At 66.4% G+C, this 21,581-nt stretch carries 19 protein-coding genes; 9 read left to right on the top strand and 10 right to left on the bottom strand.

Annotation, left to right across the window (positions count from 1 at the left end):
* Nucleotides 1–24 precede the first annotated feature (24 nt).
* The 5 genes from NAM01S_RS09380 to NAM01S_RS09365 form a co-directional block, all read right to left on the bottom strand.
* Nucleotides 25–555 (bottom strand): hypothetical protein, encoded by a 531-nt coding sequence (locus NAM01S_RS09380; RefSeq protein WP_067782408.1) that lies wholly within the window; start codon nt 553–555, stop codon nt 25–27.
* Nucleotides 556–713: 158 nt separating this feature from the next.
* Nucleotides 714–1,022: a hypothetical protein gene (locus NAM01S_RS09375; protein WP_157107658.1), complete on the bottom strand. Its 309-nt coding sequence runs from the start codon at nt 1,020–1,022 to the stop codon at nt 714–716.
* Nucleotides 1,023–1,027: 5 nt separating this feature from the next.
* Complete coding sequence (locus NAM01S_RS09370) at nt 1,028–1,327, bottom strand: hypothetical protein (RefSeq protein ID WP_157107657.1); 300 nt, start codon at nt 1,325–1,327, stop codon at nt 1,028–1,030.
* Between the two features lie 68 nt (nt 1,328–1,395).
* Entirely contained in the window at nt 1,396–1,626 is a 231-nt protein-coding gene (locus tag NAM01S_RS34870) for a hypothetical protein (protein WP_157107656.1), read from the bottom strand.
* Nucleotides 1,623–2,039 (bottom strand): DNA-directed RNA polymerase subunit beta, encoded by a 417-nt coding sequence (locus NAM01S_RS09365; RefSeq protein WP_253798499.1) that lies wholly within the window; start codon nt 2,037–2,039, stop codon nt 1,623–1,625. The genes NAM01S_RS34870 and NAM01S_RS09365 overlap by 4 nt, the downstream gene beginning before the upstream one ends.
* Nucleotides 2,040–2,323: 284 nt before the next feature.
* Between NAM01S_RS09365 and NAM01S_RS09360 the strand changes: the two genes are divergently transcribed.
* The 4 genes from NAM01S_RS09360 (at nt 2,324) to NAM01S_RS09345 (ending at nt 8,840) form a co-directional block, all read left to right on the top strand.
* Entirely contained in the window at nt 2,324–3,661 is a 1,338-nt protein-coding gene (locus tag NAM01S_RS09360) for an NsdA family TPR-like regulatory protein (RefSeq protein ID WP_218018362.1), read from the top strand.
* A 1,111-nt stretch (nt 3,662–4,772) separates the two neighbouring features.
* Nucleotides 4,773–5,228: a hypothetical protein gene (locus NAM01S_RS09355; protein WP_067782771.1), complete on the top strand. Its 456-nt coding sequence runs from the start codon at nt 4,773–4,775 to the stop codon at nt 5,226–5,228.
* A 176-nt stretch (nt 5,229–5,404) separates the two neighbouring features.
* On the top strand, nt 5,405–6,808 hold the full coding sequence (locus tag NAM01S_RS09350; RefSeq protein WP_067782396.1) for an FtsK/SpoIIIE domain-containing protein: 1,404 nt from the start codon (nt 5,405–5,407) through the stop codon (nt 6,806–6,808).
* Between the two features lie 298 nt (nt 6,809–7,106).
* Nucleotides 7,107–8,840 (top strand): replication initiator, encoded by a 1,734-nt coding sequence (locus NAM01S_RS09345; RefSeq protein WP_218018361.1) that lies wholly within the window; start codon nt 7,107–7,109, stop codon nt 8,838–8,840.
* A 151-nt stretch (nt 8,841–8,991) separates the two neighbouring features.
* Here the strand turns inward: NAM01S_RS09345 and NAM01S_RS09340 are convergent, their stop codons facing one another.
* Nucleotides 8,992–10,545 (bottom strand): recombinase family protein, encoded by a 1,554-nt coding sequence (locus tag NAM01S_RS09340; protein WP_067782393.1) that lies wholly within the window; start codon nt 10,543–10,545, stop codon nt 8,992–8,994.
* 45 nt (nt 10,546–10,590) lie between these two features.
* Between NAM01S_RS09340 and NAM01S_RS34865 the strand changes: the two genes are divergently transcribed.
* Nucleotides 10,591–10,752 (top strand): DUF7873 family protein, encoded by a 162-nt coding sequence (locus tag NAM01S_RS34865; RefSeq protein ID WP_157107655.1) that lies wholly within the window; start codon nt 10,591–10,593, stop codon nt 10,750–10,752.
* 495 nt (nt 10,753–11,247) lie between these two features.
* Nucleotides 11,248–11,661, top strand: a complete 414-nt coding sequence (locus NAM01S_RS09335; RefSeq protein WP_067782766.1) for a PPOX class F420-dependent oxidoreductase — start codon at nt 11,248–11,250, stop codon at nt 11,659–11,661.
* A 56-nt stretch (nt 11,662–11,717) separates the two neighbouring features.
* Here NAM01S_RS09335 and NAM01S_RS09330 read toward each other — a convergent pair whose 3' ends face one another.
* Complete coding sequence (locus NAM01S_RS09330; protein ID WP_067782763.1) at nt 11,718–13,178, bottom strand: MFS transporter; 1,461 nt, start codon at nt 13,176–13,178, stop codon at nt 11,718–11,720.
* Nucleotides 13,179–13,276: 98 nt separating this feature from the next.
* Nucleotides 13,277–14,542 carry a uroporphyrinogen-III C-methyltransferase gene (gene cobA / locus NAM01S_RS09325; protein WP_372511634.1) on the bottom strand — a complete coding sequence of 422 codons (1,266 nt, stop codon included), beginning with the start codon at nt 14,540–14,542 and terminating at the stop codon, nt 13,277–13,279.
* A 521-nt stretch (nt 14,543–15,063) separates the two neighbouring features.
* On the opposite strand from cobA, the gene NAM01S_RS09320 reads away from it, so the two are divergent.
* Nucleotides 15,064–16,557 carry an MDR family MFS transporter gene (locus NAM01S_RS09320; RefSeq protein WP_067782390.1) on the top strand — a complete coding sequence of 498 codons (1,494 nt, stop codon included), beginning with the start codon at nt 15,064–15,066 and terminating at the stop codon, nt 16,555–16,557.
* A gap of 106 nt (nt 16,558–16,663) precedes the next feature.
* On the opposite strand, the gene NAM01S_RS09315 is transcribed toward NAM01S_RS09320, so the two are convergent.
* Nucleotides 16,664–18,019 (bottom strand): DoxX family protein, encoded by a 1,356-nt coding sequence (locus NAM01S_RS09315; protein ID WP_067782387.1) that lies wholly within the window; start codon nt 18,017–18,019, stop codon nt 16,664–16,666.
* A gap of 490 nt (nt 18,020–18,509) precedes the next feature.
* On the opposite strand from NAM01S_RS09315, the gene NAM01S_RS09310 reads away from it, so the two are divergent.
* Together NAM01S_RS09310 and NAM01S_RS09305 are read left to right on the top strand one after the other, a co-directional pair.
* Complete coding sequence (locus NAM01S_RS09310) at nt 18,510–19,640, top strand: phosphotransferase family protein (RefSeq protein ID WP_067782757.1); 1,131 nt, start codon at nt 18,510–18,512, stop codon at nt 19,638–19,640.
* Nucleotides 19,631–20,752, top strand: coding sequence for an Rv3169 family protein (locus NAM01S_RS09305; protein ID WP_084482694.1), 1,122 nt, complete (start codon nt 19,631–19,633; stop codon nt 20,750–20,752). The genes NAM01S_RS09310 and NAM01S_RS09305 overlap by 10 nt, the downstream gene beginning before the upstream one ends.
* A 337-nt stretch (nt 20,753–21,089) precedes the next feature.
* Here NAM01S_RS09305 and NAM01S_RS09300 read toward each other — a convergent pair whose 3' ends face one another.
* Entirely contained in the window at nt 21,090–21,470 is a 381-nt protein-coding gene (locus NAM01S_RS09300; protein ID WP_067782384.1) for a cobalamin biosynthesis protein, read from the bottom strand.
* Nucleotides 21,471–21,581 lie beyond the last annotated feature (111 nt).

Here is a 21,581-nt window from a genome sequence, read left to right as displayed (position 1 = left end):
GATTATGTGCGAGAGGCGTACTAGTTACGCGCCGGACGCGGCTTCCTCGCGACGCTTCTCTTCGTGATATTCGGTGTATTCACGCAACGTCGCAGCCATGCAGGAGAACATGCCGTCATAGACTTCGGGGTGATAGTTGATCATGTCTTTGATGAGCGCCCACGCGGTGTCCTCGTCCTCGTCCAAGGTGTCGTATCTCAACGCCGGATTCACGTGGTCATAGAAAGTGTGTTCGCGACCGAGCCATGTGAATTCGATCCACTCCGCGCCCGCGAACTTGATGAACAACTCGCCGACGAAGCAGATGAAGGCGTCGACCATGTCGGCGTTCTCGGGAGCCATCGCCGTTTCCATGTCCGGGAACAGCTCCGCAACGATCGGGTCGAGCCGCTTCACCTCCGGTGAGCCTTCTGGCCACGGCTCGGACGGAATCTGCCGTATTCCTGCGTAGTCCATGAACTTCCGCGCCTGGGCCTTCCGCCGGTCGGGGGCGACCCACTTCCCCCAGGCGGTCTGCTCGACTTCGAACCCGAGGTCCAACTGCTCCTCGCCCATGCCGTTCCTCCTTCGCTGTGTATTCGATTGCCGCCCATGCCAGTGCCGCCAAACACCAGGCTCCACGAAGGGCCGTATAGAGGGTAGGGGCGGCAGCGCTGCGGCGGCGCGCAACACAAGCCGACCTACCCAGCGTTTGGCACTCTCGTCGGCGAGCCTCATAGCGTGGGGGTTTCTAGTGCGGGGATGGTGCAAGTGGGTGTCACCAGGGCACAGGCCAGGGTGACCGCATTTTGGATGCCGGTGCTCGGGAAGTGCTCCACGCTTGGGGTTACGACGACGGTCGCGGAGTGCTGGTGTGCGGTCCACACGATCAACGTGGTTGGCATGTAGGTGTCGGCGTCGATGGTCACCGTGTGCGCCAGCCGATACCCCCGTGCGTGGCTGAGGTCGATGATCGCTCGCTCGTCTCGTAACCAGGAGTCGCTGACGCTGCGGTTGAGCAGGCCGATTGCGTTGATGGGCAAGCGATTCACTTCCTTGGTTCGGGCGCCTGCGGCCGGTCTGCCGGTGGGCGGGTGGTGAGGCGCTGATAGGTGGCGCGGCCCTCGTCGGTCAGTTCATAGACCGGCTCCGGGCGTTCGGCACCTGGCGGTCGGCGGACCTCGGTGCGGACGTGGCCCTTGGTGACCAGCCATTGCAGAGTCAGGGCGATCGGGCCGATGTGATGTCCGCCTGCCAGCTCTCGCGCCGAACACGCCCGCCCCGCTTCGGCCAGTGCGGTCAGCGCGGTGACTTGGGCGTGGCTGAAGGCGTCCCTACTCCATTGCAAATATGCTGTGTCACTGTGCATTTCGCGCTCGGAGCGAGTCTGTTGACTGGTGCGGTTGGTCACGGGTGCTACCTCTCGAGGTAGAGGCGTTCGTTTGGGAGGCGCGGGAACGCGCGCTTGTCCAGGTCGACGGTCACCGCGTCGACGTAGTGGCGGGCCTGGTGCTCCTGGACGAAGATCAACGCAGCGGTCAGGCAGGCGACGAAATCCATGCGCTGCCCGTGCAGAAACACACTCAGGTGCACATCGGGTTCGGTAGGCAACGGCGACCCGTCCGGGGGCGGCGCGGCGGTGCTCACAGCGCGACCTGACGGGCTGGGGCCAAGCAGGCGTGCACCGCATACAGCACCGCACGCCCGGAGGGCCGAAACACCGAGTGCGCGGCGGTGTTCCATACCCGATGCTCCGAGCCCTGATCGGCCGGGGACGGTAGCGCTACATGATCACCGTTACCCAAGATCGTGATCCGCCGAGCACGGAACAACGCCGCCTCGGCAGCGATCATCGTGGCCGGAATATCCGAGCGAACCAAGAAGGTCCACGTGTGCGAGCGCGGATGGGTCACGATCGGCCCACCACCTTGTTTGTGGCGCTCGAGGTGGACCTTCACCATCTGCCCCAACTCCGAAGGCATCGCGACTGCCCACACCATGCCCGCGGTGAAACCGATACGGCCCGTGTGAGGGTCCACCACCGCAGGCAGATTGCACACCCGCCGATAGTAGGTGCACCGGGACGCTGGCGTGTCCCCGAAACCAACTTCGTCCATCCCTAGTCCCCTGCTCGTATCAGAGTGGCTTGGATGCGCCCGGCCCCCTGGACGTATCCGCAAGACCAGGGACGGGAGCCGATGAGGGATTGGGCGAAGCCCCCAGCCGGACGCACAATTCAGCACACACCCCGAAACCCCTGGGAGTAAGGTCGTTGCGGGTGTTGAAAGGTGGTGGATGTACCGCTGCCGGTGACCAAATGGCGGGTGTGATGAACAGTCCGAACATGCACCTTTCCGAGTGGCTCGCCCGTTCAGGGTGGAGCCGTGGCGAACTGGCACGCCGCGTGCGCTCCCTCGCGATCGAATGGGGGGAACCCCATATCAGACCGGACGCATCGAGTGTCCGGCGTTGGGTCGATGAGGGAGAACGTCCCCGGCATCCAGTCCCAGCGATACTGGCCGATCTGTTCTCCGCTAGGTTCGGGCGTCGCGTCACAACCTACGACCTCGGTTTAGGCGATGCCCCGACGCTGGACCGCTCCCTCACCTACAGCGCATCGTGGCCTGAGACAATCGAAGCAGTTGCCGACCTTGGAAGGGCAGACGTGGATCGTAGGAAGTTCCTGACCACCGCGTCGTTCGCTGCCGTCGCGGCCATCGGGCCATCCCGGGATTGGCTGCTCAGTACCCTCGACCAATTGCCGGAAGATGGGCAGCGGGTCCGGCTCGAAGATGTGACCGCCGTGAAGAACATGTTCACCACGTTCCAGGAGGTGGATATCTTCCAGGGCGGCGGATCGGGGCGCCTAGTACTCGCGGCGTACATGAACGAGCATGTGTATCCGCTGTTACGGCGGTCCCACGCCGAAGACGTCCGGCTGGCACTGTGCGGCGCGGCGGCCGAGCAGACATATCTTCTCGGTTGGATGGCTTTCGACAACGGCGAGCACGGGACAGCACAGCGCTACCTGATCCAGGCGCTTCGGCTGGCCGAGGAGTCGAGAGATCCGGCGCTGGGCGCTCACGTGCTCGCTGGAATGGCCGACCAGGCAACCCTTCTCGGACACCCCGAGGAGGGTCGACGTCTTGCACAAGCAGGCCGACAAGGTCTTTCGAAAGTGAACGCACCCGCCTGCCTCGCGGACCTGTGGACCCTTGAAGCGCGTTCGCTGGCGGCCGTCGGCGACAAGGTTGGCACCGCTCATGCGGTCAATGCTGCTGAGCACGCCTTTGCCCGCATCGAGCCCGATCGTGAACCGGAATGGGCACGGTTCATCGATGAGGCGTACATCTGCGGCGAGTGGGCCAACGCATTTCGCGACCTCGGACAGCCAGCAGCAGCGGAACCACACGCACGTCGTTCGATCGCCTACGCCCGTCGACAGAACCGGGCACGGCGAGGCGCGCTATCTCATGCTGCTCTGGCAGTTACCCACCTCCAAAACCGCGACCTGGAATCCGCCCACGCCGCCGCAGTGCGGACGCTGGACCTCTCCAGCAAGGTCAAGTCATCGCGCTCCGTTGAAGCGGTCCGCGACGTACAGCGACAGATGATGAGATTCGGTCCGCATCCACTCGTCGCCGACTTCAGTGAGCGAGCACGGACACTGCTCGCTGCCTGACTCGCGCAAGCCGCGCTGCAGCGCGTGACGATTCCGATGCGGCGCGGGAGTTGGCTTTGTGAGTGAAGTTGTCCAGATGGGCGCGCTGTCCAACGGCGTTTCGCCTGCTGACACAGGGTTCGCGGTTTGGACACTCTGTCCAGAGCCGGGGCGGCCTGCTTTCCGGCCCGGCGGCCTCAGTGATCGAAAGTTGACGAAAGCCCTCATTTTAACAAATTGAGAGCTTTCTTTTGCATATGTCAAGCGTGACACACTTTTTAGACGCGCTATTGCTATCCGCTATCAAAAAATGTGCTTTAGGCCCAGTCAATATTTCGCGGTTTTTCTTGACCGTGTGGCGTTCGGCGGGATGATGGAGGCAGGGACAGAGGACTCGACGGGCCGGGTAGCAGAGGAAGGATGTGCGCGTTGCGTCTGTCTGTCGCGTGCGAGTTGGTCGATGCGGCCGTATGGCGCTCCTGGCCCGCACTGGTGTAGTTGCTTCCGTATCGCTGAGTGAGTCGCGGTACGTGATCACGGGTTCGCTGCTGCGAATTGCCAGGTGGCGCATGCCTCATAGCGGGTGCGATCCGTCGCCTTCCACACCTGGTGTGTGGATCGGCCTGGCGGAGTGTCCGATAAATCGGACCATTGGGTTGCGGCACGAGAGAGCGATTGATGTCAAGATGGATGAGGAAGATTGGAGGCAAGTTATCGAATGATTCACTTCGGCTGAGAGCTGACGAGTTTTCGCGGCTGTCCCCCCGCGCCAACGAGGGGACAGCCTGAACGAAACCAACTCCGATGGGCATATGGGTTCACGGCCCGCCCGTTTGGAGTCCCTCTTTCATTCGTGTGCAGAAACGAGGTCTCTGCCATGTCCAGAGTAGTCCATTCACGCCATTGGGGTGACTTCTCGGAGCGTGAAATCCATCCGGTCCGGTTGCGTGTGGCTGCTGTCGGGGCGTGTGTGGTGCGGGCGTGGCGGGGTGTGGTCGGGGGGCGTGATCCACCTGTTCGCGCTGGTAGTGCCCTGTGGGTGCGGCGCGTGGTGCCCTGCCCGAACTCCCCCGCCCTGGTGCGGGATTCATCAAACAACAACCAGATACAACACAGATGGGATTTGGTCATCATGGCCGAGGACAAACTGATCGACAGCCGCAAGAACCTTCGATTCGCTGTGGAGTTCGCGGACTTCTTCCCGGACGGGCTGTACCAGATGGGGCCTGTGAGCCCTGATCTTGTGTACACCGGTGATCCGAACAGGCCCGGTCCGCAGAAGCGCGACGAGCTGACCGGGGCTCTGGTGTGGAAGATCACCGTGAGCGATCCGGCCGTGCGCAGGGCGCGGCGTGCGAGCTATGAGGTTCTGCTGCTGTCGGAGACCGAACCGGTACCCACGACTGCGGAGATCGGCCCGAACCTGCGGCCGATCGAGCTGGTGGGCGTCACCGTCCAACCGCGCATCGCTGGCCAGGGCGAATTCAAGTACCAGGACTACATGGTGCGCGCGACGGGCTACGCGACTCCCCCGGGTGGCGGTAACCGGTCGGCGAGTGGATTGGGCGCGGGTAAGACCCCGGCCTGATCCTGACTCGCGGTCCTGATTTCGGCGGGTCGGCTCCACATCCCGGGCCGACCCGCCCCGGAGCAGGCGCTGTATGCGCCTGCGGGGCAACAACATTCGAGACAAGCTAGTTGGAGTTGATAGACGTGGTTCGTTCCGCGGAGTACGAAAAGCCGCCAAGCCGCCCACCCACGATCATGGATGATCTCGGGCAAGGGCTGATGCTGCTGTTGGAAGCGGTGGTGTTGGGATTGGCCCATCTGCTGTGGTGGGCGCTGCTGTTCCCGATGATCTCGCTTCCCATCGCGGCCGCAGGTGCGGCCTGGTGGTTCCTGGGCTGGCAGGTCGGTGCTGCGGTCGCCGGGTGCTCGGTTGCGGGGTGGGTGATGTGGTGGGCCTTCTGGCCTGGCTCGTGGCGTCGCTGGGTGTGGGGGCGGATGCGCACGCGGTATCTGTCGTGGAAGCGCTACAAGCGGCGGTGGAAGACGCTGACCGCGATACACGGGCTGACCAAGATCCTCGACAACGGCGTGCAAACCCCGGTCCTGGTCAAGGTCGGTATCGGTGACACCGCTGATGAGCTGCTGGTCAAGCTGGTGGGTGGTCAGACGGTGCAGATGTGGGCCAAGCAGTCCGATGCGCTGCGCCATGCGTTCGGCGCGGTCGGGGTGCGGGTCCGTCACGCCGAATCGGGATTCGTGCGGCTACAAGTGATCCACACCGACCGGCTTACTGACCCGATTCCACTGCCTCGGGTGGAGGCGAAAACCGTTGATCTGGAAGCACTCACCATCGGCATGACCGAGCTCGGGGAGCCCTGGAAGATACGGCTGCTCGGCAATCAGCTGCTCGTCGCGGGAAAGATGGGCTCGGGTAAGGGGTCGGTGATCTGGTCGCTGATCGCGGCCTTGGGTCCAGCGATCCGGGACGGGCGGGTGGTGCTGTGGGTGATCGACCCGAAGGGTGGCATGGAGTTCGGGGCTGCGCGAGAGTGGTTCGCGCGCTTCGCCTATGACAACGGCCCCAAGGCACTCGAGTTGATGCGGGACGCGGCGGCACTGGTGCAACAGCGGGGCCAGATCTACATGACCAAGGCCGAACGCAAGATCACCCCGTCTATCGCCGAACCGCTGGTTGTGGTGATCATCGATGAGGCCGCGAGCCTGACCGCCTACTACTCCGACCGCAAGATCAAAGACGAGATCTTGCGTCACATGGGGACCGTGCTCACCCAATCGCGGGCGGTGGCGGTGCCGATGGTCGGCAGTCTCCAGGACCCGTCCAAGGACGTGCTCGAGCTGCGCCAGCTCTACCCGTACCGGGTGGGTCTGCGGATGAGTGAACCGACACAGCCGAACATGCTGTTCGGGCCGAGCGGGCGGGAACGGGGCGCGCTCTGCGATGAGATCCCCGAATCGACTCCGGGTGTGGCCTATGTCGAACATGAGACCTCGGTGGAGGTCACCAGGGTTCGCGCTTACTGGGTCACCGATGAAGACATCGACTGGATCATGCGCACCTACCCACCCTTGCCGCGTCACCCTGACGGCACACCAAAACTCGACACCGACACCGACACCGACACCGACACCGACCACTGAAAGCCCCGCGACCAGGGGAAACGATCACCTCGAAGAACGGACGATAGCCTGGTATAGCCGCGCCAGGTGAGCAGCAAAATCCCTTTGCGAGCGGCATATACACAGCGCGGATAGCGCATTCACAGTCTTCTGATTCCTGCGCGGATAGCGCCCGTGACCGTCGTACCGGCGGCGGCACATCTACATCGAAACCTGCTCCGGTAGTTCGCATTTCACGTTTCACGCAGCACCGGTCCGACCACGCTTGCTCGGCGTCGTCGCCTGGTGCCGCGTGTGGGACTACGAGACAGGTGATCTCATGACAACCACTGTCTTCGACGACGCACCGCTAATGACCGATGAGAATGGGCAACCAGCCGGGCGCGGTCCGTCGTTCCTCGACATCGCCATAGCCGCAGCCGACCGGCACGGAGTGTGCGTGCGGCCGGTCGTGCTCGAACAAACCGACACCGTGACCGGACGCGTGGCCTACGTTCCGGTGCCCTGCGGGGCCACGCGCGAATCCCAGTGCGGGCCATGCGCGCGGAAGGCCAAAGCACTTCGGCAAGCCCAATGCCGGGAAGGCTGGCACCTGACAAGCGAGCCCACCAAGCCCCGCCCGCGCCCGACCTACGACCAAGAGGGCTTGATCGGCTACCGCGCCGACCTGCTCGCCCTGCTGGACGAAGCACGCGAACAGCTGCACGCCGCCGACATCGCCGAACTGGAGGCCGAAATCATCTGGGCGGACCAACAACTGACCGCGCTCGGGATGCGCGGGAACCCGCCGGCATCGGCCAGTGAAGAATCCGCCGGCCGAGATAGCGAAGATGAAGACAGTTCGGCAACAGAGAAACGGCGTCGCTCGACCCGTCGGCGTCAGGATGCCCCGAACCTGCCCCGCAACCCGGTCTCCGAGCGCACCATCGGACGAAGGTTCGGCGGTCACTACTCCTCGATGTTCGTCACCCTCACCATGCCCAGCTACGGCAAGGTCCACGGCGACGGCAGCGCCCGCAACCCAGAGCGCTACGACTACCAGCGTGCGGCATGGGACGCGATCACCTGCGCACGGTTGTTCTCCCGCTGGATACAAAACCTACGGCGCGTGGTCGGCTGGAACGTTCAGTACTTCGCCGTGGTCGAACCCCAGAAGCGCGGCGCACCGCATATCCACATGGCCCTGCGCGGAGCCATCTCCCGCGAGGTGATCCGCAAGGTGAACGAGGCCACCTATCACCAGGTGTGGTGGCCGCCAGTGGGCGAGATGCGCTATCCCGGTGCGGTGGTGCCGGTGTGGGACCCGCGCCGGGAAACCTTCATCGATCCCGCCAGCAAAGCGGCACTGACCGCCTGGGAAGACGCCCTAGACAGCATCGGCCCCACCGACGAACCCGCACACAAAGCGGCGTTCGGGCCACGCATCGACATCCAAGGCATCGCCGCAGGCACCAAAGCCGCCAACGAAGCAATCGGATACCTGTGCAAATACCTCACCAAATCCGTCACCGAGGTCCTCCAGGCACGCACCGCACGCCAGCACGACCACTACGACCGACTACACGCCGCACTATGCCGCACCCCCTGTAGTCCGCGGTGCGCTATCTGGCTGCTCTACGGCATCATCCCCAAGGGCGCCACCGCCAAAACCGTGCCAGGAGTCTGCAAGGCACGCGCACATCGACGGGAAACCCTCGCCCTGCCAGGTAACCGGGTGCTGACCTCCGAGCAATGGACAGGCAAGACCCTCGGCGACCACAAAGCCGACCGGATGGAGTTCGTGCGGCGGACTCTCGCGGCGGTCGGCATCGACAAACCCGCCCGCGATCCGCGCCGCTACACCTGGGCCACCATCGCCCCCGGCACCCGCACACCCTCGCGGGCAAAGCTGCTCATGACCGCCATAGCCGAACGCATCACCTGGCGCGCCGAATACGACCGGGCCATGCTCGCTAGCCATGCCCCGCCCGACACTGCGCGCGGTGCCGGTGAGGAAAGGCAGAAGAGTTCGGCAACTGAGGTCGGCGGGTGCGATGGGCGACAAGAATCGTAGTCCTGAGCGGCAGTGGACTGATGAACAGCTTGCCTATCTCGACCGGGTGCAAGAGCGCATCGCGGGACCGCTCACCGAGACTCAGTTAGCGGTCCTGCGGCGGTGGTGGAATGGCGGTTATCGAACACGCCCCACTGAGGCCGATGGCTGATCAGGCAACTAGGCGTTGGATTTCGATGGAATCCAGATCCGCAGGCCCGCCGAAGGTTCGGCGCTTGCCTGCCGGATGGATCGTGATGGAGAGAAGCGAGCGGATGATGTCGCGTTTTGCGGCCAGTGGCGTTTGTTCGTCGTCGTGCCACTTGGCGCGCGCGTCGGGTCCAGCGGCAGCCACGACATGAGGCATCGGCAATGCCGCCTGCGCACGGGCTTCGGCCGCTTTGATGGCAGGCATCTTGCGCGTCTTGTATTGCTTGATTTCCGCGGGCGACAAGTCTTCCTCGATCGCCTGGGAAATCCACTGATCGTATGCGGCACGCAGTCGTTCGGCCTCCTTTGCGGCTGCGGCAGCATCTTCGTCGGTTCTTGTCAGGGCTGCCAACAGGTCGGGATCTTCCAGGCGGCGCAACACGGTCTCCTCAACGAGATCGTCTACCAGTTGCGCAGTGCGGTACACGCAGAATCGTTCGCATTCGTATCCTCGTGCTCTTGCCTGACCGCCGGACTTCGAGTTGATCCGGCCACCGCACTTGCCGCATTGCGGGATGCCGGGGAGCAGCCAGCGGGGAGCCGTACCGCGAGTGTGGGTCGACCGCGCAGGATCAGTCAGCAACGCGACCAAGCGGCGGTGATCCTCGATAGAGATGATGGCTTCCCACGTCGCCGGTACCACCTCGGTTACGCCTGTCGTGCGGTCCTTATGGGCACGAAGCCCGGCAATCGTCGGACTCGTCAGCACGTTGCGAACCGTTCCGTGTTCCCACCGCGTCATCCAGCTCTTGTCACACGGGCACGTACGACGGTCTACCGCCTCGAGAACACGTCGCCCCTTCGTGACCGAGCATTTCCGGCAAGGCAACCCGATGTCCGCACTTGGGATCGGCACTTCCTGTTCGGTCAACCAGCGAGCGATACTCGAAGCCTTCTCCAGCTCCAATGCGCGCCTGGCCATTTCACTAACGATGGGCGCTTTCGTTGGGCTGGGGATTCGGTCCACAGCCCTGCCTCGCTTGTAGACCATCTCGTATCCGAAAGCCTCTTTCCCATGGGGCTTGCCGTCGAGAAAGTTCTGTCTGAGTTGCTGCATGGAATCGAACCGGTTCTGTTCCGGCCCGTACTCGTTGTCTACAGCCTCCTGAGCGAGGATGCGCCGATCCTGCGGGTTGTCCATGTCGTAGAGCTGGCCACCGGAGTACCAGTACACCCCCAGTCGAGCGCACATCTCACGCAAGGTCGCAAAGTCGAGCAACTGACGATTCGCCCGCGACGACGACCGCGTGACGAGCACACGTCGCCTGCCTTCCGGAGCCCGCTCCCCCAGTCCAGCAGTCAACTCCTGATAGCCGGGTCGCTGCTTGACGGTATGGCGGGTCGCCCCGATATCGGTGTCGGTGATCACCTTCCCCACCGTCCAACCGAACCGCTCGCACTCCCCTCGGCCCCAACGCACCTGCTGCGGCACAGACAGACCCTTGTTCTTGTCCTGCGAGTTCCGGCCGTAGATCCACGCTTCCAGATCGGGAAAATCCTTGGGATTCAATGGCATACAGCCAGCGTACGACGATGCACCCCCTAACTGAAGTTCTCCACGGTGAAGTTCTCCGGCGCGCTGCCCGCGCGGCGGGTCAACGAGGTGGTCGGCCGGATCGAGAAGCTGGCGCAAGCGGTGAAGTTCGCCCGCGAGGAGGCCAATGCCACCGAGGTCACCGACCGCAAGACCGGCAAGGTGATCTTCGACTACCTGTTCCGCTGATATCCCGAGAACTCCCCCGCGCCGCGGGGGATGCGCGAAGAGCGCAAGCTCAACCTGAAGATCAGCCTGAAGGCCACGGGCCTGCCGCCGAGCGGCGGGCCGTGGCGAAAACTCAGACTATCGCTCCAGATTGAGTATTCGCCGCCGACGACCGGTTCGCGAGGAGAGGACGCGAAGTGACGAGGTGCGGGTTCAAAACCCGCTCTCCGCGCCCATGCGGAGGTGGTCCAAACGTAGGACGCGTCGCGGTGAGAGTGATCCGATCCCACCGATACCGGTAGGCGACATGGGCGGCACACCGAGGCCCGGGGGCGGGCAAAGCCCCCGGGTCTTCCATGTTCGCGGTCGGCTCCGCCCAAGGTTCGGCGCCATCGACGTGTCGAGCGGTTCCGCTGAAGCCTCACTGAGACAAGCGAACTCGAGAACCGACGGGTCCGAGGCGCGGGTTTCGGACGCGACGGAATGCCCGGACGCCCGCACGTGTTCCCCTGGTACATGACCGGTACAGCTGTGCTCTCCGACGACCTGAAGAAATACCTCGACGAGTCGAACGTGTTCGCCACCGTGGCCACCGTCGGCGCGAACGGGCAACCTCATCTCACCGTGATCTGGGTGAAGCGTGACGGCGACGATCTGCTGTTCTCCACGACGGTGGAGCGTCAGCAGGCGAAGAATCTGGCCAGGGATCCGCGGGTGACGGTGCTGATCAACCCGCCGGAGAACCCCTACGTCTACGCCGAGATCCGCGGCACCGCCACGCTGACGCCCGATCCGGACAAGACCCTGCCCGACGAGCTGGCGCTGAAGTACACGGGCAAGAACTACGCGGACTTCAACCCGGCCTCTGCCGAGGACGCCGAGCGCGTCATCGTCCGCGTCACTCCGCGCAAGGTGGCCGGACGGCTCTGAGCCCCGGAATCGAACTCGGGCCACGCGTCACTCGCACGAAGTGGCCGCACGCGAGCTCAGGCCCGCTGCGCTTCTTCCTGGGCGTGGTGGGCCTGCGCGACCTGCTGCGGCGTGAACCGCAGCGTCAACGCGATCAAGCCGATCACCACCGCGACGCCCGCGCAGACCGCGAGCACGAGCGTGTATCCGCTGCCGAGCGCGACGATCTCCGTCGCGTTCATGTCCGAGGCTTTACCGGTCTTGCCGCCGAGCGACAGCGTGCGCGAGACCGCGATCGGGGTGAGGACGCCGATCGCCAGCGGCGTGCCGAGGTTCATGAACATCTGCCCCACCGCGGCGAGCGGGCCGATGTCGTTGGGCGGCACGCCGACCAGTACGCACAGCGGCGCGACAACCATCGCGACGCCGACGCCGAAACCGATGACGATCAGCAGGATCAGTAGCGTCGGCCAATAGGTCACGTCGCCTTCCAGCGTCGAACCGAACAGCAGGCCGAGGGCGAGCACCACGGCCGAGCTCGCGAGCAGCCCGCGCGGTGCGACCATCATCGCCAGCTTCGAGGCCATCGCCCCGCCGAGGCCGATGCCGATGGTGAACGGGATCGAGGCGACACCCGCTTCCAGCGGTCCGTAGCCGACGACGTTCTGCAGGAACTGCGCGACGAAGTAGGTCATCGCGCCGAGCACGCCGCCGGCGAGCAGGATCAGCACGAAGGTGGTGACGCGGTCGCGGCTGTCGAACAGCGACCACGGCAGCAGCGGATTGTCGACATTGCGCTCGGCGAGCACGAACACCACGAGCAGCACCGCGCCGCCGATCAGGGAGCCGATGATGATCGGGCTGCTCCAGCCCATCGCGGGCCCCTCGGTGGCGCCGAAGACGATGGCGGCGCAGGCCAGGGTGCCTAGCACGGCGCCACGCACGTCGAGTGTCACGCGGTGATGTGCGGTGTCGGACAGGCAATACACCGCGCCGAGCACGATGAGCAGGCCGATCGGCACGTTGATCAGGAAGATCCAACGCCAGGACAGCTGCGTCAGCGCGCCGCCGACCACGAGGCCGCCGACCGAGCCGATGCCGACCATCGAGCCGACGATCGCGATCGCCTGATTCCTCGCCTTACCTGGCGCGAAAGTCGTTGCGACCAGGGCCAATGCGGCTGGCGCCGCGACCGCCGCGCCCGCGCCCTGCACCGCGCGGGACGCGATCAGCATCGCCGGCCCCTGGGCGAGCCCGCACGCCAGCGAGGCCACTGTGAACAGGCCGACGCCGTAGATCAGCATGCGTTTGCGGCCGAAGGCGTCGCCGAGCCTGCCGCCGAGCAGCATGAGGCCTGCGAAGGTGAGGCCGTAGGAGGTGACCGTCCACGCGCTGCCCGCGCTGGTCAGTCCCATCTGATCCTGCAGACGCGGCAGCGCGAAGATCACCACCGTGCCGTCGAGCACGACCATGAGCTGCAGCCCGCTCAAGACTAGGATCGCGAGCCCGAAGGCCCGCTGCGTTACCGGGTACTGCATCGTCGCAGCGGGATTCTGGAGCACAGGGAGTCACTGTAATTGATAGCCGAGGCGCGTCGCCCCCGGCCGCAGTGAAGGCCGAACCGGGTCGATCGGGGCTATTTCGCCGAGAACCCGGCGGTCGGGCCGATCACCACGATCGCGGGCGGGCGGATGCCCTCCTCGCGGACGCGCGCGGCCACGGTGCCGAGGTCCGCGCGCAGCACCCGCTGGGTGCGCAGTGTGCCCTCCTGGATGACGGTGGCGGGGGTATCGGCGGGACGTCCGCCGTCCAGCAATGCGGCGGCGAACTGCTCGATCCGCTCCACCGCCATCATCAGCACGAGGGTGCCGCGCAGCCTTGCCAATGCGGGCCAATCCACCAGCGAATCCGGATGGTCCGGCGCGACATGCCCGCTGACCACCACGAACTCGTGCGTGACGCCGCGGTGGGTCACCGGGATGCCCGCGGCGGCGGGCACCGAAATGGGGCTGGTGACACCGGGCACGACGGTCACCGGAATGCCCGCCTCCACGCAGGCCTCCAGCTCCTCGTACCCGCGACCGAACACGTACGGGTCGCCGCCCTTGAGCCGCACCACGAACTTGCCCGCCTTGGCGCCCTCGATGAGCGTGGCGTTGATCGCCTCCTGCGCCATCGCGCGGCCGTACGGGATCTTCGCCGCGTCGACGACCTCGACGTCGGGTCCGAGTTCGGCGAGCAACTCCGGGGGCGCGAGGCGGTCGGCGACGACCAGGTTCGCCCGCGCCAGCAGCCTGCGGCCGCGCACGGTGATCAGGTCCGGGTCGCCGGGTCCGCCGCCGACCAGCGCGACGCCGGGCGTCACCGGCGACGAATCATCGGTCACCACACCGGATTGCAGCGCCTCGAGCAGGGCGGTGCGCACCGCGGCCGAGCGACGGTGCTGTCCGCTGGCGAGCACGCCCAGGGTCAGACCGTCGTAGCGGGCGGTGGCGGGGGTGACCGCGGTGCCGAGCCGGGCGACATCGGCGCGCACGCAGAACACGCGGCGCCGGTTGGCCTCCTCGACGACGGCGGCGTTCGTCTCGGGTTCGTCGGTGCAGGCGATCGCGTACCACGCGCCGTCCAAATCGCCGTCGGCGTAGGCGCGCAGCGTGACGGTGAGTTGCCCGGAAGTGGCCATACCCTCGACCGCCGGGGTGACCTCACGGCTGATGACGTGCACGTCGGCACCGGAGGCGATGAGCAGGCCGAGCCTGCGCTGGGCCACCGTTCCGCCGCCGATCACGACGACGCGGCGGCCGTTCAGATCGAGCCCCACCAGGTAGTTCGGGTCGCCCGTCGGCTGGGCGACGGACTGGGATACCGCCTGTTCCTCGGCGTTGTCTGACGTGTTCGGCACAGTGTTCGAGCCTACGGCCTGCCCGCGACGCACCGGCAATCAGAGGCGCGAATCGCGCCGAACTGGAGCGTTAGCGCACCGCGGCGAGTCTCGGTCGGTGAGAAGCGAGACGACACGGTGGCTCCCGGCACAGCCGCGCCGGGATGCCAAGGCGCGGTGAGCCTTGGACGCGGGAGGCGGTGAGCTGCGCCTGCGTTGTCCAGTGCGCGCAGCAGTCGGGTTCGCCGGCTCGACCGCATCGGGGAAGTTCGCGCGGCGATGGGCAGGCGCAGTGACGAGCGTCACGTCAGCGGCAAGATATTCGCGAAAGTCGCTGGTGAACAGACCTTTCCCGGCGGGTTTCCGAATGGTGGCCGCGGAAAAATCGGCTGATTCTTGTCGGAGGCGACTGGAACACTGGCGCGGCCCGATGAGTTGACCGAACCATTCCCGTCTCTTCTCCTGTAGGCCGAGACACTCGGTTGGCGACTCGGCCAAGACCACCCCACGTCTTTCGTTCACGAACACCCCGGAGGTAACCGATGTCAGCCGTCCCATCCGCCAGTCCGACCGGGCGGCGGACGCCGACCGTCATCCTCCTCTTGGTGCTCGCGACCTTCGTTGTCATCCTCAACGAGACCATCATGATCAACGCGATCCCGCGTCTGATGGCCGATCTCGAGGTCACCGAGCGGTCGGCGCAGTGGGTTTCCACCGCGTTCATGCTCACCATGGCGGCCGTCATCCCGGCCACCGGCTGGTTCCTGCAGCGGGTCACCACCCGCGTCGCCTACGCGATCGCGATGGGTGTCTTCCTCGCGGGCACCGCGCTGTCCGCCGTCGCCCCGACGTTCGAGGTGCTGCTGCTCGGGCGGATCGTCCAGGCGGGCGGCACCGCGGTCATGATGCCGCTGCTGATGACCACGCTGATGACGGTGGTGCCAGAGCACGATCGCGGACGGGTCATGGGCAACGTCACCCTCGCCATCTCCGTGGCACCCGCCATGGGACCGGTCCTGTCCGGACTGGTGTTGCAGGTCGGCTCGTGGCGCTGGCTGTTCGTGCTGGTGCTGCCGATCGCGGGCGCGGTCACCTGGCTGGGACTGCGGCGACTCGAGAACATCGGCGAACCGCAGACCGGCGCGATCGACGTGTCCAGCGTGGCGTTGGCCGCCATCGGCTTCGGCAGCCTGGTGTACGGACTCAGCCGGTTCGAGGCGGACAACGTCGCCGCCCCCGCGCTGATCGTCGCCGTCGGACTCGCCCTCATCGGCGTGTTCGCCGCCCGTCAGCTGCGGCTGCAGCGCACCGGCACCCCGCTGCTGGATCTGCGCATCCTGCTGATCGGCACCTACGCCAAGGCGCTGCTGCTCATGTCGATCGCGTTCCTCGCGATGCTCGGCTCGATGATCCTGCTGCCGCTGTACCTGCAGAACCTGCGCGGCCTGAGCCCGCTCGCGACGGGCCTGCTCGTCATGCCCGGCGGCCTGGCCATGGGTCTGCTCGGCCCGACCATCGGTCGCCTGTTCGACCGCTTCGGCGGCCGCGTCCTGGTGATCCCGGGCGCGATCGGCATCGCCGCGTCCCTGGCCGGTTTCACCCAGATCTCGATGAGCATGCCGTACTGGCAGCTGCTCGGCCTGCACATCCTGCTCATGGTGGCGCTGGCCGCGGCGTTCACGCCCGTCTTCACCCTGGGCCTCGGCGCGCTCCCGCAGCACCTCTACTCGCACGGCAGCTCGATGCTCGGCACACTCCAGCAGGTCGCCGCGGCCTTCGGCACCGCCCTGGTCGTGACCGTCATGTCCGCCCGCAGCACCACGCTGATCGATGAAGGCGTCGACCCGGTCGCCGCCAACCTCGACGGCATGCGTCTCGCGTTCGGGATCTCCGCGGCGCTGGCGTTGATTGTGATCGTGATGGCGGTTCTGCTGCCGAGCCGCTCGCACGCGCCGGAGGAGTCGGTCGAGACCGAGCAGGACGCGGTCGAACAGGACACGGACGAACGGAACACGGTCGAGCTGCTCAAGGGCTGACCCGCTCGACCTCCCGCCCGCTGATCCGGCCGGGTCAGCTCACAGGCTGGCCCGGCCGGATCAGTTCTGGGAGAAGTCGACGGTAGTCGAATGGCGGCTACCCGGATCAATTCAGGTTCGGAGTCTCCTGGATCCAGTGGAACCGCGGTCCGCGCAGCGGGAATTCGTCCAGGTCGAACTCTTCCAACGTCAGCGTGACCGGTTTGCCGCCGAGATCGCCACGCAAGGCGAGCCTGTCGGGTGCGGACTGCTCGAAGGTGAACGTCGCGACCGGTGTCGGCTGAGCCTCCGGCGAGGTGGGCGGCGCGGTCATCGTGATGGTGCGCGCGGTGGTGTCGACGTCGGCGATGGTCGGCACGAAAGTGCCGTCCATCCGCTGGTAGCTGGTGACGAACTGGTCGAACACCAGCCGCTGCCAGCGGGTGGGCTCGGTCGTCAGCGGCGGGAGCGGGTGACCGTCGACGGTGAACTCGGTGACGTTCCATATCCCGTAGAGCGCGGGTTTCGGTGCGCCGTAACCGTATTCGTTCCAACCCTCCCACGCCGTGTACGCCGCGCCGGAGCACGTCCACAGGCCGAGCGCCACCTGCAACACCAAGGCGATCCGGTTGGCCCGCGCGGAGCGGAACAGCAACGGCTGCGTGGTCGGTTCCGAAGGACGTTCCAGCACAAGCACATTCGCCAAGCGCCGAGCCTGCGGTGCGAGCACGACCAGCGAGATCAACATCAGGTGGAAGGACAGAATCTTGACCGGCACGTCGTAGGTCATGTTCAGCAGGAAGACCTGCGCCATGCTCACCAGGCTCAGCAGCGCGCCGACGGTCGCGGTGCGCGGCCAGAACAGCAGCAGACCGCCGAGCACCTCCGCGATGCCGAGCAGCACCTGGTAGGACGGCGCCGCGCCGACCTGGTTCCACAGGACATCGGTCATGCTGAGGTTGCCGTAGGGCTGGAGCAGGGTGGTGAGCGAGGGATAGGGCATCTGGTTCGGCACCGCTTTGGCGAAGCCGTACCACAGCATCTGCCCGCCGAGGCAGAGCCGGAGGAACACGACGAACCAGCGGCCGAGGACCGCGTAGTCGGCGCGGCGGCGGTCGAGCACCGACCACACCGCGGCGACGACGGCTGCCGCGACCAGCATGCAGAAGAGCAGCACCCAGACGATGGTCTGATCGCCGCTGCCGCTCTCGTGAATCACCGCGTCGACGCCGAAGACGTGCTCGCCCGTCCACCTGGCCACCGGCTCGACCATGTTCATCTGCCACGTGATCGCCGAGTCCGGCAGCCAGCGCATGGCGACGCCGGTGAAGACGAACAGGATCTGCGCGAACGTCAGGCAGAACAGCATCAGGTAGACGAAGCAGAACCGGAAGCCGATCCGAGCCGGTAGCGACCACCGCGGTGCCGGATCGACCACGTCCGCGCCGTCTCGCTCGAGCACCTCCGTACCGATGACGCTCACAGCGACACCTCGCCGACGCTCGACGCCGCCGCACCCGTGGGCGTTGTGCGATTGTTCCGCTCGCCGCGCCCCCACAGCACAGCGCCGCTCCGACACCCGATGACCCCACGCCCGCAGGCGCTGCGCTCGCGGCCCGCTCGCACCCCGACACCGCTCGGAGACACCGCACCTGGAAGCGCTGCGCCGATGGTTCGCTCACCCCGATCCCGCACGGATCCCTCCTCACTGCCATGGACGACTTTCCGTGAGGACGGTATCCACGCGGACCCTCCGGGCGCTTCCGGCGGGATCCCGATTTCCGGCTCCATCGCGCGGGGTAGCCGCCATACTCCGAAAGGATGACGGGGACCCGTGTCAACCCTGGAGTTCGGTCAGCGAACCAATCCCGCGAATCCCCGCGACACCCAATTAGAACGCGTTACAGTTCGCCTATCCCGGGAGGAAGTGCCGGGTGGTGGGTGGCCCGCCGCCCGACTACAGGAGGACGATGATGGCCGACGAGCCCGATCCCACCGAGCGGCGCCAGCTCACGATCAGCGAACGCGATCTCCAGAGCCTCGCCGACGACCTGTCGCGCTGGCTGGCGGGCAAGGTCGCGGCCGACGAGCCGCCGCGCGTGCACGAGCTGACGCTGCCGCAGGGGTCCGGGATGTCGAGCGCGTCGGTGCTCTTCGACGCGGAGTGGAGCGTGGGTGGCCGGGCCGAAGGCGGCTCGTTCGTCGCGCGGCTGGCACCGACCGCCGACGACTTCCCGGTCTTCGAAACCTACGATTTGGCCAAGCAGTACCACGTGATGGCGGGTGTCGCGGCCGCGACGGACGTGCCGGTGCCACCGCTGTGCTGGCTGGAGACCGACGAGAGTGTGCTCGGCACACCGTTTTTCGTGATGCGCCGGATCGACGGTCGGGTTCCGGCCGACAATCCGCCCTATGTCTTCTACGGCTGGCTGTTCGACGCCGAGCCCGCCGAACGCGCGCTGCTGACCGACAACACCCTCGCCGTGCTGGCCAAGATCCACGCCATCCCGGACCCCGCCGCCAGGTTCCCGATGCTGGACGGACCGGGCCAGGCGTTGCGCAGGCATGTGGACTGGCATCGCGCCTGGTATCGCTGGGCGCTCGCCGACGACGGATATCCGATCCCGTTGCTCGAGCGCGCCTTCGACTGGCTGGACGCGCACTGGCCCGCCGATCCCGGCCCGGATGTGTTGTCCTGGGGCGACTCTCGTCCCGGCAACATCATCTACGACGGATTCGAGCCGGTCGCCGTATTGGATTGGGAGATGGCGGGTTTGGGTCCGCGCGAGCTGGACATCGCCTGGATCGTCTTCATCCACCGGTTCTTCCAGGATCTCGCCACCCGCTTCGAGCAACCTGGACTGCCGGACTTCCTGCGCCGCTCGGAAGTGGTGGCGAAATACGAAGAGCTGACCGGTTATACGGTGCGGGACCTGGATTTCTACCTCGTCTACGCCGCGCTGCGGCACGGGATCGTGATGGCCAGGGTCAAGCGCAGGATGATCCACTTCGGCGAGGACACCGACACTCCCGACCGGGACGACTACGTGATGCACCGGGCAAGCCTGGAGGCGCTGCTCGACGGAACCTACGAATGGACGTGAGGAACACCATGGCCGCACCCGCGCCCCTCGACGAATACCCCATCCATCAGACGCCGCTCTCGCTGGCCAGGGTCGGCTCCAGCGACCGAAACTTCTACGACCGCAGCTACTTCAACGCCCACGACCGCGACGGCGGCACGCTGCTGATCACCGGCCTCGGCGTCTACCCGAACCTGGGCGTGACCGACGCCTACCTCGCGGTCCGCCGCGGCGACGAGGTGCGCTCGGTGCGGTTCTCCGACGCGCTGGGCGACCGCAGCCTGGACATGCGGGTCGGCGGCTACCACATCGAGGTGCTGGAACCGCTGCAGCGGCTGCGCGTCGTCTGCGAGCACGAGGACCTGAGCTGCGACCTCACCTGGACCGGCGCCTTCCCCACCGTGCAGGAACAGCCGCACCTGATACTCACCGGCAACCGGCCCATCATCGAGGCGTCCCGCTTCGCGCAGGTCGGTTCCTGGGCGGGAACGCTGCACGTGGACGGCACGGATATCGCGGTCGACCCCGCGGTGTGGACCGGCACCCGCGACCGCTCCTGGGGCATCCGGCCGGTCGGCGAGACCGAGCCCGCGGGGCGCGCCGCCGCCGAGCCTTCGGGCGGCTTCTGGTGGTTGTACGTGCCGCTGCGCTTCGACGATTTCGCGATTGTGGTGATCGTGCAGGAGGAGCCGGACGGCAGGCGCACTCTCAACGACGCGGTGCGTATCTGGCCGGACGGCCGCACCGAACAGCTCGGCTGGCCGCGCGTCACCATCCGATACCGTTCGGGCACAAGGATTCCCGTTGCCGCCCGGCTCGATCTCACGACGCAGGACGGCAAGTCGCTCGAGGTCGAGATCACTCCCGGCACCGGCGTCCCGCTGCACGTCGGCTGCGGCTACGGCGGCGACCCGGACTGGCTGCACGGCCAGTGGAAGGGCCGCGACTGGTCCGAATTCCGCCGCTACGACCTGACCGACCCGGCCATCGCTCCCCGCATCCCGTACGGCGTCATCGACCACGTCGCCCACGCCCGCTGCGGATCGGCCGAAGGGTGGGGCCTTTTCGAACACGCCTCCCTCGGCCGCCACGATCCCACGGGATTCGCCGACTGGACATCGGTCGCACCGTAGTCGGCCGATCCGCGATCCGCCGACCGCCCGCACGGCGGACCGCTCGACCGGGTCTATCGAACCGGTCGAGCGGACACCGACGTCACCGACGTGGCGCCGGGCGCGCGAGCCTCTCTGGTGAGCACCGCGCCCGCGCGATCCACGGCCTTCGGTGACCGATCGGAGGTCCTCGGCGACCACCGCGGTGTGCGTAGGCACTGGAATGGGGCCGCATCGACAACACCGGCCGCTCTCCACTGCCGCCTTCGTGCATACCGCAGGAGAAGGCACGGCTACCGCATCCAGCCCCGCGGCGGTGTGCGCATCGCGACCACCGGGTTCCGCGTCGCGCGGCCAATCATCCGCTGCGACGCGCCACCGCGACCGTGACGTCGCCGTGAATCTCCTTGGCGCGCAGCAGGGTTCCGCCACCTGCGGCGAGAATCGCCGCGGCCTCGGCGACACCTGCCGCTCCGACCGCCGCCTTCGTGCGGGCGGCCGGGGTGGGGATGGCGACCGCGTCCAACTCCGCGGCGGTGAAAACGCACACCGGAATACCGAGTTCGGCCGCCGCCTCGCGCAATCCCGGCTCGTCGCCGCGCCGGTCGATGGTGGCGAGGCAGGCCGGGGTCTCGTCGCCGACCGCGTGTCGCACGGCGGTAAGGATCGCCGTGGCCGCGGTCCCTGGCCGCATGCCGACGCCGACCGCGACCAGGCGGTGGAGCTCAGGGGGCGACATTTGCGCAGGCTCGGTCGGGGGAAGTGCGCAGCGGAATACCAGGTTCAGCCGCTGCGGGCGGGCCAGCAGCCGCCCGGCGGAAGTCGATGGCGGCGACACATATGGGCGGCT

The organism is Nocardia amikacinitolerans NBRC 108937 (assembly GCF_001612615.1).
GTDB lineage: Bacteria > Actinomycetota > Actinomycetes > Mycobacteriales > Mycobacteriaceae > Nocardia > Nocardia amikacinitolerans.
The sequence above is the reverse complement of the archived record's forward strand: the minus strand, read 5'-3'. Positions and strand labels throughout refer to the sequence as shown.

Bases quoted from the DNA above. Each gene is read 5' to 3' on its own strand.
- NAM01S_RS09380 (WP_067782408.1), bottom strand. From the start codon at position 555: ATGGGCGAGGAGCAGTTGGACCTCGGGTTCGAAGTCGAGCAGACCGCC.
- NAM01S_RS09360 (WP_218018362.1), top strand. From the start codon at position 2,324: ATGCACCTTTCCGAGTGGCTCGCCCGTTCAGGGTGGAGCCGTGGCGAA.
- NAM01S_RS09355 (WP_067782771.1), top strand. From the start codon at position 4,773: ATGGCCGAGGACAAACTGATCGACAGCCGCAAGAACCTTCGATTCGCT.
- NAM01S_RS09350 (WP_067782396.1), top strand. From the start codon at position 5,405: ATGGATGATCTCGGGCAAGGGCTGATGCTGCTGTTGGAAGCGGTGGTG.
- NAM01S_RS09345 (WP_218018361.1), top strand. From the start codon at position 7,107: ATGACAACCACTGTCTTCGACGACGCACCGCTAATGACCGATGAGAAT.
- NAM01S_RS09340 (WP_067782393.1), bottom strand. From the start codon at position 10,545: ATGCCATTGAATCCCAAGGATTTTCCCGATCTGGAAGCGTGGATCTAC.
- NAM01S_RS09335 (WP_067782766.1), top strand. From the start codon at position 11,248: ATGACCGGTACAGCTGTGCTCTCCGACGACCTGAAGAAATACCTCGAC.
- NAM01S_RS09330 (WP_067782763.1), bottom strand. From the start codon at position 13,178: ATGCAGTACCCGGTAACGCAGCGGGCCTTCGGGCTCGCGATCCTAGTC.
- NAM01S_RS09320 (WP_067782390.1), top strand. From the start codon at position 15,064: ATGTCAGCCGTCCCATCCGCCAGTCCGACCGGGCGGCGGACGCCGACC.
- NAM01S_RS09310 (WP_067782757.1), top strand. From the start codon at position 18,510: ATGGCCGACGAGCCCGATCCCACCGAGCGGCGCCAGCTCACGATCAGC.
- NAM01S_RS09305 (WP_084482694.1), top strand. From the start codon at position 19,631: ATGGACGTGAGGAACACCATGGCCGCACCCGCGCCCCTCGACGAATAC.
- NAM01S_RS09300 (WP_067782384.1), bottom strand. From the start codon at position 21,470: ATGTCGCCCCCTGAGCTCCACCGCCTGGTCGCGGTCGGCGTCGGCATG.